This window comes from Streptomyces sp. NPDC057950, assembly GCF_042887295.1.
Taxonomy (GTDB): Bacteria; Actinomycetota; Actinomycetes; order Streptomycetales; family Streptomycetaceae; genus Streptomyces; species Streptomyces kaempferi.
Genome location: NZ_JBHVPP010000016.1, coordinates 173916 through 189549 on the forward strand (window position 1 = coordinate 173916; position 15634 = coordinate 189549).

The window sequence follows — 15634 nt, forward strand, 5'->3', positions numbered from 1 at the left end:
CCGGACCGGCCAGATGTCGTACGTGGCAGGAGGTTCTCATGACGAAGCAGACACAGATAGTGACAGGCACGCCCCACGTCGCGACTGCCGGGGGACTCGCCGTCGGCTTCCCGGCGGTACGGCCACGAACACTCATCGCGGTCGTGGTCGCCTCGGCCGTACTGCTCGGCGTCACCCTGTGGGGTGTGATCGTCCCCGCGGACGTCCACATGGCAGTGTTGTTGGTGGCGGTGCCGGCGCTCACCGCCGCCGCGGACAACACGCGTACCACCGTCGGCATGACCGCCCTCGCCTGTCTCGGTGTGGTGGCGGTCGACGCCGACGACGGCCTGCGCAGCTCACCGATCCTCCCGATCGACGTCCTGGGCCTGCTGGTCGTCTGCGCCCTGGTCCTCGTCGTCCGGCGCTTGCGCGACGTGGACCATCGAACGCTCTGTGCGGTGCGCTCCGTCTCGGAGACAGCGCAGAAGGCGGTGCTCCCCCCGTTGCCCTGCCGTATGGCGGGGCTTGAGATCGCCACGGCCTATCGCTCGGCGGCCGCCCACGCACACATCGGCGGTGACGTGTACGCCGCCGAACGCGTGGGCCGTACGGTGCGCCTGCTGATCGGCGACGTGCGGGGCAACGGCCTGGCGGCAGTCGACGACGCAGCGGCGGTCATCGGCGCGTTCCGCGAAGCCGCGCACCGCGACGTGCAACTGGAGCATGTCGCCGTCTCCTTGGACGCAGGCGCGCGCCGCCGTTTCGACCAGGTCGGGGAGACGGACAGCAACGCGGCGGAGCGGTTCATCACCGCTCTCGTCCTGGAGATACCCGACGACCTGCCCGTCGTCCGCGTGATCAGCTGCGGCCACCCCGACTCGATGCGCTCCCACGGCGCGGACGTCGACTTCCTCGAAGTGCCGCAGCCGGCACCACCGCTCGGGCTGGGCGGCGAGCGCGCGGCCTATCAGGTCAACACCTTCCGATTCGAGCCGGAGGACACGCTGCTCCTGCACACCGACGGCCTCCTGGAGACCCGCGACGGGGCGGGTGAGTTCTACCCGGCACTGGACCGTTTCGCGCTCCTCGCCGAGGGCGAACCGCAGTACCTGATCGAACGCCTCATGAGTGACCTGACCGTCCACGCGGGTGGGGAGGTGCAGGACGACGTGGCCATGGTCGCGGTGCGCCGCCTGGCCGCGACGACCACCGAGGGCACGGACGCGGACGGCCGGCATGCGTGCCCCGTCGTCACCGAGTCCGGCTCATGGCCCGAGTAGACATCCACCCATCGGTGGCCTCGGCGCGCCTCGCCGAGGACGGCAGTGAGGCCGCCGCCGACGGGGAGCCCGCCGAGCCGCGGGGCAGCAAGGCCACGGCCTCCCGCCGGCCTGGCTCACGAAACCGCTGTCCGCGCCGCGACCTCGCCGGACCCCACGGGATCCAGGATCTGCTCGGCCCAGATGGTCTTGCCGGCAAGGGCGTGGCGGGTCCCCCAGCGATGGGAACACTGAGCGACCAGGAAGAGTCCCCGTCCTCCTTCGTCCGTGGAGGCCGCCCGGCGAATGTGCGGCGCGGTGCTCGCCGTGTCGCTGACCTCACAGATCAGCGTCCGGTCGAGGACCAACCGGAGTTGTATCGGATCATGGCCGTAGCGGATGGCGTTGGTGATGAGTTCGCTGACGATGAGTTCAGTGGTGAAGGCCAGGCCCTCCAGATCCCACTGGTCGAGTTGCCGTAGGACGAGCGAGCGCATGTCACCAACGGCCGCCGGGACAGGGGGCACGGTCCACGTGGCCACCTTCTCGGAGTTCAAGGAATGCGTACGGGCGAGGAGAACAGCCAGGCCGCCCTCCACCGTGAGGTGGGGAGCGATCAAGTCCGCTATGGCGCGGCACGTCACGTCGAGTGGGCGGCTGTGACCCGCGATGACGGTGCTGAGTCGGGCGGTCAGCGCGTCGGGCTTGTTCGCCTGGCGCAGGACGTCCTGGCTGCAGAGCACCACGGTACTGCCTTCGGCGAGCTCGACCTCCAGGGGTTCGAAGACCGGGTCGCCGAGACCGAGTGGCCTGTTGGTCGGCAGATCGGGAAAGGACACCGCCCCGTCCCGGCCCACGATGGCCGGTGAGGGATGACCGGCGCTCGCCATCACGCAGCGCCGCGAGACCGGGTCGTAGACGGCGTACAGACAGGTCGAGCCCATCAATGCCTCCACCACGGGCGCGGGACCGGACCCGCTGGCGTGTTCGCGCTCCAGGAGCCGCGGCACCATGTCGTCGATCTGGCCGAGCAACTCGTCCGGAGCGAGATCCAGTTGAGCCAGCGTACGAACGGCGGAGCAGATGTGCCCCATGCAGGCGGCCGCCTGGAATCCGGTGCCCGGTACCGCGCCGACGACGAGAGCGACCCGAGCGCCGGAGAGTGGGATCACATCGAACCAGTCGCCACTGACTCCCGCGTGCACTCGCGACGGCTGGTAATGGTGTGCCACCTCCACGGCGCTCTGGTCCGCGACGCTGCGGGGCAACATGCTCGCATGCAGGGTGAGGGCCGCCCGGTGTTCGTTGGTGTAGCGGCGGGCATTGTCCAGGCAGACGGCGGCGCGCGCGACGATGTCCTGGGCGAGCACAAGATCACCGGGTTCGAAGGGCTCCGCATGACGCGCCCGGTACAGATGCACCAAGCCCAGGGTCGTGTCCCTGGCGCGCAGCGGTACGAGGATCGACGAGCCGTCCCCGTATTCGCGCATGCCCCGGTTGCGCGGGTCAGAAGAGTCCCGCAGCCATTCGGTGTCGGGGCCGAGGCCGGGAATCAGCCTCGGTCGGCCGTCGGCGAGGCATCGCACGTGAGGTGAGTCGGGCGGGTAGTTCTGCAGTTCCCCGGGCGGCGGCGCGTCACCGATGCCCACCGTGTCGGCGGCCTTGCGGGCGAGGCAAAGCAGCGAGACCGGGCTCGCGCCCATCGGCCCCGGTTCCGCGCCGTCCACGACGCTGTCCAGGAGGTCTGTCGTCGCCACGTCGGCGAGCCGCGGAACCAGTATGTCCACGAGTTCCCCCGCCGTGCGCTGCACATCGAGTGTCGTACCGACCCGGACCGCGGCCTCGCCGAGGAGCGCGAGGCGTTCCCGGGTCTGGTGGCGGTCCGTGATGTCGATGATCAGATCGGTTACCCCGAGGACATTTCCGTCCGGCCCGGTCAGGACGACCGAGGACACGTCCCATACGTGTTCCCTGTCCGGTTCGGCAGGGGTGCGCCCGTGATGGACGGCATTGATGATCGGCTCCCTGGTTTCCAGAACCCTCTTGAGCCTCCACTCGATCGCCTTGGCGTCGAGCCCGGGAAGGACATCCCCGATGGGACGGCCGAGAGTCTGTTCCGCAGGGAGGCCGTGGATACGCTCCAGGGCGGCGTTGACCCGTACGAAATGCAGATTCCGGTCGTACACGGCGATCCCGATCGGCGCCTGCGTGAAGAGTGCTTCCAGGATCGCCTGTCCCTCCGAACCCGCGGACAGAGAGACGGGGGACGCGATGACCAGGGAGCCTTCATCGAAGGATCCGCCGGACCCGAGGAGTTGGGTGGTGCGGAAAGCGACCTCGACAGGACACCTGCCCGGAAGGTCGATCACGGTGGGGCGGCCCGAAGGCGAGACCTGAGCGCTTCCGGCGTATTCGGTGAACGCCTCCGGCCACAGCACGGCGGCCGACTGTCCGATGACGTCGGTGGCACTGCGTCCGAAGAGCTTCTCGGCGGAGGCGCTCCACGCCGAGACGACGCCGTGGCCGTCGAGAACGAAGCCGGCTGTCGTCCCGCCGCCGGCCGCGTCCGGGAGACGGTGCGCGGAAGAAGCCTCGGAGGGATTGCCCATGCCCAGTCCCGTCACGCGAGGCGACGCCTACGGGCCCGGCGGCGCCTGCAGGTCAGCGCTGACCGGTGGCCTTGCTTCAAGGCCACCGACTGATGGTGCCGATTTCAGACTAGCCAGACTTCCCGCGTCCCGCCTCGTCGGTGCCGGTGGGCGCGGCCCACTGGTCGTTCGCACCGCCTTCGGGGCGCGGTCGAGGTGAGGTGCTGGTGGGTGTTCAGGTCTTCACGGACGGCCCGGTCGAGGTCCGCGTCGCTTCGGACGTGCTCACCGGGCAGCAGCTCGCCCGCCGAACCGCGCCGACGGTACGACGGGGGGCAGGTCCCGGCACGCGGTGGCCGCCGCCCTGGCACGGGACCTGAAAGAGCGTCAACTCCGCCCTGCGCGAATCGTTGACATGCTCCTGCCGCATGGCTAACTTCGCGAAGAGTTCCCGTATGTGCCCCCGGGCGCTCGTGACCCCGGGGCTCCGTCACCGCGTTCGCATCGCCAGGCACCCCGTCTCAGTGATGGGACAACGTTGTCATCCTCGGCCCGTGACCCGAGCGTCGCGTTTCCGACCGGAAGGCAACGTTGTCAAGTGCCGCTTCCTGCTTACGAGTAGAGGAGAGACCGTGATGAAACGACTGCCGAGACCGCCCGGAACCAGCGCGATCGGCTTGTTCGCCGTCGCCGCGCTGGCCGCGGCCGGCCTGTGCGCACCCGCGTCAGCGGCCGAGAAGGCCGCGCTCGTCACGTCGCCCGCCACCGTGGTCAACCCGTTCATCGGGACGTCGAACCAGGCGGACGACTTCCCCGGGGCCGACGTGCCGTTCGGCATGGTGCAGTGGAGCCCGGACACGCCGTCCCGTCCGTCCGGCGGCGGATATGAGTACAACGACTCGTCCATCACCGGCTTCAGCCTCACCCACATCGCCGGACCCGGCTGCGGCGCCGCCGGCGACATACCGGTGCTGCCCACGGTCGGTACCGTCAACACCGGTGCGACGGAAGCGTTCTCGCACGCCAACGAGTCGGCGTCGGCCGGCTCCTACAAGGTCGCCCTCAACAACCAGGTGACCACCGAGCTGACCACCACGACACGCAGCGGCATGGCGCGCTTCACCTTCCCCTCGAGCAGCCAGGCCAACCTGATCTTCAAACTCACCGGAAGCCAGAACGGCGCCACCTCGACGCAGTTCACCAAGGTCTCGAACACCGAGGTGAGCGGTCAGGTCACCAGCGGCCACTTCTGCGGCGCGGGGAACACGTACAGCGTGTACTTCGACATGGTCTTCGACCAGCCGTTCACCTCCCAGGGCGCCTCGGTCGCGAAGACGCCGGCCACCGTCCCGGCGAAGTCCGGCACGGCGTCCACGAACGCGGCCGAGCAGCCCGGCAAGCCGGTACTTCACGGCAAGGTCCCCACCGCGACGGCCCCCAAGGCCGCCAAGGCCGGCGCCTCCCCGAACGCCGCCGCCTCCAACGGCTACGTCACCTTCAACACCACCGCCAACCCGGTGGTGCAGGCCAAGGTCGGCATCTCCTACGTCTCGGTCGCCAACGCGACGGCCAACCGGGCCGCGGAGAACACCGGGTGGGACTTCAACGCGACACGCACCGCCGCGCAGAACGCCTGGAACAGCGCACTCGGCAAGATACAGATCGCCGGCGGGACGGCCGCACAGCAACAGAGCTTCTACACCGCGCTCTACCACTCGCTGCTGCACCCGAACGTCATCAGCGACACCAACGGCCAGTACTACGGCTTCGACGGCAGAACGCACACCGTGGACACCGGCCACCGAGCGGCGTACGCCAACTACTCAGGCTGGGACATCTACCGCTCGCAGGCCCAACTCGAAGCCCTGGTGGCCCCCCAGGCCGCCTCGGACACCGCGCAGTCGATGGTCGACGACTACGCCCAGACCGGAGTCTTCCCCAAGTGGTCGGAGAACAACGGCGAGTCCTACGTCATGGTGGGCGACCCTGCGGACGCCATCCTCGCCGACTACTACGCCTTCGGCGCCCGGGACTTCGACACCTCGGCCGCCCTGGCCGACATGGTCAGACAGGCGAGCACGGCCAACAACGACCGGCCGGGCCTGAACTACCTGAACTCACCCGGATACATGCCGCACGACGGCAGTTACGGCTGCTGCAACTTCTACGGCCCGGTGGCCACCACGCTGGAGTACAACACCGCCGACTTCGCCATCTCGGCGATGGCCGGGGCACTCGGCGACACCGGTGACCAGAGGACGTACGCCAACCGTGCCCAGGGCTGGCGCAACGTACTCAACCCGGCCTCCGGCTTCGTCGAACCCCGCAACGCCGGCGGTTCCTGGACCGGCGGCTTCGACCCCACCAGCGGCACCGACATGGTCGAGGCCGACTCCTGGATCTACACCGGGATGGTGCCGTTCAACATCGGCGGCCTGGCGCGTGCCAAGGGCGGCAACACGGCGATGAACCACTACCTGGACACCGTGCTGCGCAGCTACACCGGCGACAAGGGCTACGCGTGGGTCGGCAACGAACCCAGCATCGAACTGCCCTGGGAGTACGACTACACCGGACAGCCCTACAAGACGCAGGGAACCGTCCGGGCGATCCAGGACCAGATCTGGGCCAACACCCCCGGCGGCCTGGCGGACGGCAACGACGATCTCGGCGCGATGAGCGCCTGGTACGTGTGGTCCGCACTCGGCATGTATCCCGAGACCCCGGGCACCTCCGACCTCGCCCTGGGCTCCCCCCTGTTCACCCAGGCCGTGGTCACACTCCCGTCGGGCAAAACGCTGACGGTCAATGGCAACGGCGCCGCCGACAACGCCCCCTACGTGCAGTCCGCGGCATGGAACGGCACCGCCTGGAACAACGCCTACGCCCCCACCACGGCGATCACCGCGGGCGGCACGCTGGACTTCACGCTCGGCACCACCGCCAACACCTCCTGGGCGACGGCCGCTTCCGCGGCCCCACCCTCCTACGCCGGTGACACCGCGGCCCCGGCCTCGCCCCGCATCGGCACCATCACCTCCGCGGTGGCCGCCAACCTGTGCGTGGACGACGCGAGTTCCTCCACCACCGACGGCACCCACGTCCAGATCTGGGGCTGCAACAACACCTACGCCCAGGACTGGATCGTCGCAGGCGACGGAACGGTCCGGACCCTCGGCAAATGCCTGGACGCCGACCACAGCGGAACCACCAACGGCACACTGGTCCAACTGTGGACGTGCAACGGCAGCGGAGCTCAGCAATGGACCGCGGGCGCCAACGGATCGCTGATCAACCCCCAGTCCAAGTTGTGCCTGGACGACCCCAACTCCACCACCACGAACGGCACCCAACTCCAGCTCTACGCCTGCAACGGCTCAAATGCCCAGAACTGGAAGCTGCCGAGCTGAGCCTTCGACACCGATGGATCCGGCACCACCGGGCAACTCCCGCGCGGTGCGACCCGTGTGCCCCGGCCACTCGGCCGGGGCACACGGGCAGGGGCCGTTCAGGCCGCGGTGGTGGGACGGTCGGGTGCGTGACTGTGTTCGGCCCAGATGGTCTTGCCGTGATGGCTGTGTCGGGTTCCCCAGCGTTCGGCGAGTTGCGCGACGATGAACAGTCCGCGTCCGTTCTCGTCGAAGGTGCGGGCGCGGCGCAGGTGTGGCGAGGTGCTGCTGCCGTCGGCGACCTCGCAGACCAGGCTGCCCGCGTGGTGGATCAGGCGCAATTGGATGGGGGGTTGTGCGTGGCGGATCGCGTTGGTGACCAGTTCACTGACGATGAGTTCGGTGGTGGGGGCGGCGTCCGGGAGGCCCCAGGACGCCAGCTTCTCCGCGATGTGGGCGCGGGCGTAGGACACGGCGGCCGGGTCGGCCGGCAGGTCCCAGGTGGCGACGGTACGGGTGTCCAGGGCGTGGGTGCGCACGGCGAGGACCGCGACCTGGGCGTGCGGCGCGTGGAGCAGGGCCTTGACGGCGGATTGGCAGGTGGCGTCCAGGCAGGGCTGGGGCCGGGCGAGTGCGCTGAGCAACTCCTCGTTGCCGGAGTCCTGCGCACCCTTGCCTCCGGTGTGGGTGTGCAGGAGGAGCAGGCTCCCCTCAGGGAGGTCTATCTCGGTGGATTCGAAGGGCAGGTCCGTCTGCCCCAGGGGCGGGCCCTGGGGCAGGTCGAGGCAGGTGACCGTGCCCTCGGGGGTGATGACGGCGGGCGGAGGGCTGCCGGCGCCGGCCAGCGTGCAGCGGCAGGAGGCGGGATCGTAGACCGCGTACAGGCATTGGGCGCTGACGGCGCCGGCGCTGCTCCCTCCCGTCCGGGTGTCGGGGCTGGGGCGGACGTCGGGCCGGAGCCGGGCGAGGACGTCGGCGAGATGGGTGAGCAGTTCGTCCGGTTGCAGATCGACGTCGGCCAGGGTGCGTACCGCGGCGCGTAGTTCGGAGGCGGTGGCGTCCGCGTCCGGTCCGGCCACGGCACCCGCGACGAGCCCGACCCGGGCGCCGGACAGCGGGATGGCGTCGAGCCACTGGGCGCGCGTCCCGAGCCGGCCGGACCCGGTCCGGTAGTGGCCGGCCAGCTCCACCACCGCGGGTTGCGGCAGTGCGTCGGGCAGGGCGGACACCGTGCCGGCCGGTGGGGCCGGGACGGCATGCGGGGCTTCGGGGACACGACCGGCCCGGCCGTCGGCGGGGCCAGGCGGACAGGACCGGTTCCGGGTGACGGCGACGGGCGGGTTCATCAGAAGCCGCACCCGGCAGACGACGAGACTCAGGGCGAAGGACAGGGCGACCGCGGTGATGACGACCGTCCGGCCGCCGGCCGACACTCCGTGAATGGCGAAGCCGTAGGTGGCGACGCTGGCGGCCAGGGTGCAGACGCCGATGATCAGGGAGCGCCGGACGGGCAGGAGCGCGGCGGCGGTGACGGGGACGAGCACCGAGAATCCCGACCAGCGGACCAGGCCGCCCGCGGAATCCTGGAGCTGTACTACGCACGACGCGATGACATAGACGACGAGGAACACACTCAGCCACCTTTTCAGTCGCGTGGCAGTCATCGTCGTCATCGCCTCTCCATGGATGATGCGTCGTGTCGGGAGCATCTGACGAGTCACGGGTCGACCTCCCTCGGATGGTGTGGCTGGGACGGGCGTGGACCCTGACCGCTGCCCGTAGTGGGCGTGCGCCGGATGGCCACCAGGGCGAGGTCGTCCTCCAGATGGCCGTCGGCATGGAGGTCCACGTCGTCGTTGACGCGCCGCAGCAGGCTGTGCGGGCAATCCCACGGCCAGCCGGAGGCCCGCTCGAGGATCGGATAGAAGACGCCGGTGGTGGAGCGGGCTTCGACGACGCCGTCGGTGTAGAGCAGCAGGGTGTCCGCGGGCCCGAACGCGAAGGTGTCGACGTGGTAGGAGTCGGGAGAGACGCCGGCCAGCCCGAGGGGTGGCGCGGGACGGGGGATCGGCAGGGCGGCCACCTTGCCGCGGCGGCCCCGCAAGGGTGAGGGGTGCCCGCAGCTGATGACCTGGACGAGAGCCGCCTCGTCGGGGATCTCCACCAGCAGCGCGGTGATGAAACGCTCGCCACTCTCGGGGTCGCTCTCGGTGAGCTGCGCCAGATGCCTGCGGACACTGATCTCCAGGGCGGCGGCCAGCTCGGGAAGGGCGGCGTGCTGATACGCGGCCTCCCGGAAGGCGCCCAGGAGCGCCGAGGCGTCCTCGACGGCGGGCAGGCCCTTGCCGCGGACATCGCCGATGAGGAAGCGGGTCGCGCGACCGGTCCGGGCGGCGGCGTACAGATCACCGCCCACCAGGGCGTGGGCCGCGGCGGCGCGGTACGTGGAGGCGACGCGCAGCGGACCGAGCTGCCGGGGCAGCGGGCGCAGCAGGACCCGCTGGGCCACCTCCGCCACCGCCCGAACCTGGGTCAGCTCCCGCAGGTCGCGGTCGTGCAGGGACCGGGCGGCGACGACGAAGACCGACACCATCAGCAGGGCCGCGATGTGGATCGGCAGAAGCGGCGAATGGAGCAGGCCGTCATGGCGGTCGATGACGAACATGGCCCCGCTGGCCGCCAGGGCGGTGCCGGCGGTGAAACGGGAGCCGGCGAACGCCGCCGTGGAGGTGGGGGCGGCGACGAGGAGCGGGGACAGGTGGACGGCCAGGGGAGCGAAGGTGGCGGCCAGCGTGATGACGGTGATCAGCGTGACCGGGACCGCCGACCGGGCGAGGACGCCGCCGCCCGTCCGGGGGCCACGACGCGCGCGGGAGAGGCGCCACTCATCGCGCGCACGGCCGCAGCCGGTACCCCACTCGGCGACCGGGCGCTTCGGCCTGCCCGCGCAGGCTCGGAAGAGCGGGAGGGGTGAACGGGTCATGGCGGCCGCCTCGGGAGAGGGGTAGTACGTGGGGTCTCTTCGAGCATCCGCCCGCACGGCGGCGGGCACATCGGTGCGGGCCCGCACTTCGCATCCGTAGGACCCGGCACCCGGCACCGCAGGTCCTCCGGCCTCCGCTGCACCATCCCCGCGCATCTGTCTGCGGGTTTCCCGCACACGCGCCACAGCGGCTGCCCGACGGCCGGAGGGGTTCTACCGTTGCAGTTATGGACGACCCCAGCTCCACCCCGTCCGGGCGAGCGCCCCGGGAGGTGACCGTGGTACTGGCCGACGATCATCTGGTGGTCCGGGCCGGAATGCGGCTCCTGCTGGCCCAGGACCCGGTGTTCCGGATCGTCGCCGAGAGCGCCACGGTGCCCGACACCCTCGAAGCCGTGCGCCGGACCCGTCCGCGGGTACTGGTCCTTGACCTGACCATGGCCGGCAAGTCGAGTCTGCCCATGATTCCGGCTTTGCTCACCGCTTCGCCCGGCACGCGGATCCTGGTCCTCACGATGCAGGAGGACCCGGCGTTCGCCCGGGAGGCGCTGCGTACCGGCGCGGCCGGCTACCTGCTCAAGGAGGCGGCCGCCGAGGAGCTGCGTGCCGCCGCACACCAGGTCGCCGAGGGTGCGACGTACGTCCAGCCGGTGCTGGGAGCCAGGCTTGCCGTCGAGATGCCGGGACCTGCCGACCAGGAGTCGCTGACCGTCCGCGAGGCCGAGGTTCTGTCGCTGCTGGCACTGGGCCACACCAACCAGGAGATCGCGCGGCATCTCTTCGTCTCGGTCAGGACCGTGGAAACCCATCGCGCCCGCATCCGGGACAAGCTGGGCAAGGACAGCCGGGCGGAACTCATCGCCGCGGCCCGCGAGCGCGGCCTGGTGGCATGAGCGGACCGCGTCAGGCCCGCTGGGGCCTCGCCCTGCAGGCGGCGGGGACCTGTCTGCTCGCGGTCGCGGTGGTTCTGGAGGTCACCGACCAGCCGCTCCCCTCCGAGCTGGCGCTTTCCCTCGCCGCGGCAACCCCGTTTCTCGGGGCGGCGCCGCTCTACACCGCGGGACGCCGTACCTGGATGGTGGTGGCCGGCGCCATCGCGCTCATGCTCGCGGTGGCCAGCCTGGTCCGCATCACCGAGCAACCGCTTTTGAACGCCCTGCACGTGGTCCCGCTCCTCCTGGTCGTCTACACGGCCTCCACCATGCGCAGTGCGACCCATCGCGACCGGAGGCTGCGACGTGAACGCGTCCGGGCCCGCCATGACGGCGCGGAGCGCGAACGCAGCCGCTGGGCCCGTGAACTGCACGACGACACCCTTCAGGAACTCGGCGCCGTACAGGTGGTGCTCTCCGCCGCCGCCACCGACGGCCGACCCGAGGCCATGCGCGGCGCGATCGAACAGGCACGCGCCCTGGTCGGCAACCAGATCACCTCGCTGCGCCACCTGATCACGGATCTGCGTCCCCTGGTCCTGGACGAGCTGGGACTGCGCGCGGCACTGGAAGCGCTGTGCCGGCGCACTTCGGAGACTTTCGGCGTCCCCGTCGATCTCCGGATCGATCCGCAGCAGGCCGACTTCAGCGACCGGCTGTCCTCAGAGGCACAGGCCCACGTGTACCGCATCGTGCAGGAGGCCCTGACCAACGCGGTGAAACACGCCCGGCCCACGCGGATCACGGTCGGTGTGGAGACCGACCGCCATGAGATGACGCTGACCGTCGCCGACGACGGGCACGGAATGCCCCGGCCCCCGGACTCCAGGCGCTGGCCGGCCCTGCGGGCGGCCGCACCCCCGGCTTCCACCGTACGTGGGGTGGGGCTCGCGGCCATGCACGAGCGTGCGGACCTCATCGACGCGCAGCTCACGGTCCGCAGCGTTCCTGGGAAAGGTACCTCCGTCATCCTGATCCTCCCTGAGCGAACGTGAGCCTTCCGTCGCGTCAAGGGCCGCGAGACCCCGTACTCACGGCCGCGTCGGCGCCGGCCGGCGGGCTGTGGCGCGTGCGCGTGTGCCGGATGTGTGCATCATGGCCCGCCGAGGGGCGGGACGTTCGGTGTGTGGCCGCGGTGCGGTGAGCGGTTCGCCGCAGTTCTTACGAGAGACTGACGCGGCGGCCGAACCTCTCCTGTCCCACCCTCCGCATGGGCAACTCTGGCTCTGCCCGCCTCCGACGGTGGTGGCGGCCGAGTCCGAGGAGCAACGCATGAGCAGGCACAACAGGCGCCGGTCGTCGCGGCGGCGTCGGCTGACCATCGGCGCGGCCGGCGTCCTCGCCGCCGCGGCTGCCGCCACGTCGGTGACCGTCGCCTCGGCGCGGGAGACCCATCCACGTGGTGACACGGCCAAGGCCGACCACGCCGTCTTCGTCCAGGGCGACGAACTCGACGGCAACACCATCCACGTCTTCAAGCGAGGCAGGGGTGGCGAGTTGACGGCCGCGGGCCGCTACGCGACCGGGGGCAGGGGCGGCGACCAGGTCGACGCCCCGACCGACTCACTCGCCTCCCAGGGCTCGCTCGTCTACGACGACCGGTCGGGTCGGCTCCTGGCGGTGAACGCGGGAAGCGGCACCGTGACGTCGTTCCGGGTGCGTGGACAGAGGTTGACCGACCGTCAGACGGTGAGCTCAGGCGGGGACTTCCCTTCCTCGATCGCGGTGTCGGGCCGGCTCGCCTACGTCATGAACGCGGGAGGCGCGGGCAGCGTTCAGGGGTTCCGGATCACGGCCGAGGGCCTCGAGCCGCTGCGCGGTTCGCACCGCTCCCTCGGACTGGACAACAAGAAGGTGCCGTTGTTCTCCAGTTCGCCGGGCCAGCTCGCGTTCACCCCGGGTGGCAGGCAGTTGGTCGTCACCACCAAGTCCGCGAACACCATCGAGGTCTTTCCGGTGCGGCGTGACGGGCGCCCCTCGCGCCGCGCGGTGGTCAACGACTCGGCCGGAGGGGTGCCGTTCGCCATCTCCTTCGACCGGGCGGGCCGCATGCTGGTGGCCGAGGCCGAGGACTCCACGGTCAGCAGGTACGAGGTGCGTGCAGACGGCACCTTGGACGTCGTCCAGAAACCTCTGCCGAGCGGCCAGAAGACGCTGTGCTGGCTGGAACGCGCGGGTGCCTTCTTCTACGGGGGCAACACCGGCAGCTCGACCGTCACCGGTTACCGCACCGACCGCCACGGCAGGCTGGCGCTCACCACCGGTGACGGCGTCGCCACGCCGCCGTCGGCCACGTCCCAGGGCGTCATCGACCTGGCGGTGACGGAGGACGAGCGGTTCCTCTACGTACAGAACGCCACCTCAGGCACGGTCGACGGGTTCCGCGTGGGCGGGAACGGCTCCCTGACCAAGGTCACCACCGTCACCGGACTTCCCTCCTTCGCCGGATCCGGCATGGAGGGCATCGCCGCGGTGTAGGAAAGCGGCCACCGCGGCGATGGGCGCCCCGGGCACCTTGTCCGGGGCGCCATGCGGCTCACTGGGGCGTGTTGCGAAGGTCCCGCCTGCTTTCGTGACCTCTGACGCGCTCCCCCTCTGCCTCAAGGGCGTGGGAGGTGCCCCCACTCGCCGCACCGGGCGAGAACCCGAGTACGTCCCGTACGCGCGCTTTCGCCCGGCACGCCGAGAGCACGCACCGGACGCCGCGAGGCCCGCCCTCCGGGCGGACGACGGGACTTTCGCGACACGACCTAGAGCAGCAGCACGACGGCGGCACCGATGCCTCCGAGGAGCAGGGCGAGGACGGCATCGGGCCAGCCGCCCCGGCCCCAGCGGAACGGGTGGTCCAGAGCCAGCCTTCCCGGACCGGTGGCCGCGACGCCGAGTGCGACGACCGCGATACTCAGGTTGTATTCGAGGCCCCCGTCGGTCACCCACACTCCGTGGGCCGCGGTGACGGTCACCATGGCGTTGATCATCACGCCGATCAGGGCGCCCGCCGCCAGGGGGGTGAACAGTCCCACGGCGAATCCGAGGCCCCCGAGGAGTTCGGAGGCACCGGCGATCACGGCGTAGACCTTGCCCGGCCGGTAGTCCAGCGCGGCGAGTCCCCTGGCGGTGGCGTTCAGGCCGTCGCCACCGAAGATCCCGAAAAGTTTCTGGGCGCCGTGTCCCGCCATCAACAGGCCGAACGTGAGCCTGATGAGCAGCAGACCACAGTCGCCGGCCGAGACCGCCGTCCGTGCCGCAGAGTCCGCCGGGGGATCGGGAGAAGCGCGTAGTCGCCGGGGGATGGAGTTCACGGGGGCTCTTCTCCGCTCCGTGTTCCCATGCGGGGGCGGCTGACCTTCGAGGAACAGCGGAACTCGTTTTCGGGTCGTCATGACGCCCTGAAGGCGGCGTGCGAGAAAGACCGCCACTGCCACGCACATGCCGCGCACGGTCACCACTGTCTGGCGTCCGCCCGGGGCAGGCCGCCGGCTGTCTTCGTTGTGCGTTCGTGGCCGTGTCCTTCCATCCTTACTCCGGTCCGCCGCTCATGTCGGCCGTCCGACAGAGGGGCCGTGCGCCCGATCCCGGACGGTGACGTCCGGTCGCGCAGCGGCACCGTGCGGCGACGTCTCAAGGACTCGGGGCCCGGAGACCCCGAGGCCCCGAGTCCCGCGGAGGCCGGGGGCCGTCTCACCCGGACGTGTAGTTTGCGCGGCGGTGCGGGGGTGTACAGGTATGGCGGGGTCGCCCACCGGAGAGAACCAGAGCATGCACGAACCGGTGTCCGACGAACCGCTCCCCGCCTCCGGAATCCCGCCCGCGACCGACGTGGTCTTCACAGCGGACTTCGCTTCCACCCGGCAGTGGGTCGTCGGCCGTTCCTGGGCCTATCCCGACGGCGGTCCGGTCAATCCGGGCGACGACAAGCTCGATCACCTCGTCGAGGACGGTACGTACTGCCGCACCGGCGTCTTCCGGGCCACACGAAGACGGGACGGCAGGTGGAACACGGGACTGCTGACGACCGAAGGCAGTGAGGAGGGGTTCGCCGTCCGCGCGGGCGACGTACTCGAAGCGCGGGTGCGGTTGCCCCGCGAGATCGGGGCCTGGCCGGCGATCTGGACCTGGCGGGACGGCGGCCAGGAGATCGACGTCTTCGAGTACCACCCCGACAACGCCGATCTGTTGGAGTTCTCCAACCATGTCCGCGGCAGTGGCCACTACTGCACGGACGAGTCGGTGAGTCCGGGAGCGTGGGTCGATCTGTGCGTCGAGTTCGGCGTCCGTTCCGTGGTGTGGTGGGTGAACGGCACCCAGGTGTTCGCGGACCGGCGAGGGGTGGGGCGCGCCTGGCATGCCTACCTGATCGTCAACCTCTCGGTGTGCGCCGGGCGTTACCATCCGTCTCCCACCCGGGGGACCAGTGCGATGTCGTACGAGGTGGAGAGCCTGGTCGTGCGCCGTGCGGGGCCGATCCACTGAACGGTGACACCTTCGGAACAGCGACTCC

10 protein-coding genes are annotated in these 15634 nt (G+C 70.4%); 6 read left to right on the forward strand and 4 right to left on the reverse strand.

Features of this window, described 5'->3' with window-relative positions; genetic code table 11:
* The first annotated feature begins 38 nt into the window (after positions 1 to 38).
* Positions 39 to 1262: a PP2C family protein-serine/threonine phosphatase gene (locus ACFVTC_RS25920; RefSeq protein WP_390130783.1), complete on the forward strand. Its 1224-nt coding sequence runs from the start codon at positions 39 to 41 to the stop codon at positions 1260 to 1262.
* A gap of 116 nt (positions 1263 to 1378) precedes the next feature.
* Here ACFVTC_RS25920 and ACFVTC_RS25925 read toward each other — a convergent pair whose 3' ends face one another.
* Positions 1379 to 3850 carry a SpoIIE family protein phosphatase gene (locus ACFVTC_RS25925; protein ID WP_390130785.1) on the reverse strand — a complete coding sequence of 824 codons (2472 nt, stop codon included), beginning with the start codon at positions 3848 to 3850 and terminating at the stop codon, positions 1379 to 1381.
* Positions 3851 to 4464: 614 nt separating this feature from the next.
* Here ACFVTC_RS25925 and ACFVTC_RS25930 point away from each other — a divergent pair.
* Positions 4465 to 7239 carry a lectin gene (locus tag ACFVTC_RS25930; RefSeq protein ID WP_390130787.1) on the forward strand — a complete coding sequence of 925 codons (2775 nt, stop codon included), beginning with the start codon at positions 4465 to 4467 and terminating at the stop codon, positions 7237 to 7239.
* Between the two features lie 98 nt (positions 7240 to 7337).
* Here ACFVTC_RS25930 and ACFVTC_RS25935 read toward each other — a convergent pair whose 3' ends face one another.
* Positions 7338 to 8891, reverse strand: a complete 1554-nt coding sequence (locus tag ACFVTC_RS25935) for a SpoIIE family protein phosphatase (RefSeq protein WP_390130789.1) — start codon at positions 8889 to 8891, stop codon at positions 7338 to 7340.
* Positions 8892 to 8935: 44 nt separating this feature from the next.
* Positions 8936 to 10201 (reverse strand): PP2C family protein-serine/threonine phosphatase, encoded by a 1266-nt coding sequence (locus ACFVTC_RS25940; RefSeq protein WP_390130791.1) that lies wholly within the window; start codon positions 10199 to 10201, stop codon positions 8936 to 8938.
* A 227-nt stretch (positions 10202 to 10428) separates the two neighbouring features.
* Here ACFVTC_RS25940 and ACFVTC_RS25945 point away from each other — a divergent pair, with 227 nt between their 5' ends.
* The 3 genes from ACFVTC_RS25945 (at position 10429) to ACFVTC_RS25955 (ending at position 13611) form a co-directional block, all read left to right on the forward strand.
* A complete protein-coding gene (locus tag ACFVTC_RS25945) occupies positions 10429 to 11094 on the forward strand; it encodes a LuxR C-terminal-related transcriptional regulator (RefSeq protein WP_390130793.1) in 666 nt (221 codons plus the stop codon).
* Positions 11091 to 12128 (forward strand): sensor histidine kinase, encoded by a 1038-nt coding sequence (locus ACFVTC_RS25950; protein ID WP_390130795.1) that lies wholly within the window; start codon positions 11091 to 11093, stop codon positions 12126 to 12128. The genes ACFVTC_RS25945 and ACFVTC_RS25950 overlap by 4 nt, the downstream gene beginning before the upstream one ends.
* A 277-nt stretch (positions 12129 to 12405) precedes the next feature.
* Positions 12406 to 13611, forward strand: coding sequence for a lactonase family protein (locus ACFVTC_RS25955; protein ID WP_390130797.1), 1206 nt, complete (start codon positions 12406 to 12408; stop codon positions 13609 to 13611).
* A 272-nt stretch (positions 13612 to 13883) separates the two neighbouring features.
* Here the strand turns inward: ACFVTC_RS25955 and ACFVTC_RS25960 are convergent, their stop codons facing one another.
* Entirely contained in the window at positions 13884 to 14426 is a 543-nt protein-coding gene (locus ACFVTC_RS25960) for a DoxX family protein (protein ID WP_390130899.1), read from the reverse strand.
* Positions 14427 to 14892: 466 nt separating this feature from the next.
* On the opposite strand from ACFVTC_RS25960, the gene ACFVTC_RS25965 reads away from it, so the two are divergent.
* Positions 14893 to 15606 (forward strand): beta-glucanase, encoded by a 714-nt coding sequence (locus ACFVTC_RS25965; protein WP_390130799.1) that lies wholly within the window; start codon positions 14893 to 14895, stop codon positions 15604 to 15606.
* Positions 15607 to 15634: the final 28 nt, after the last annotated feature.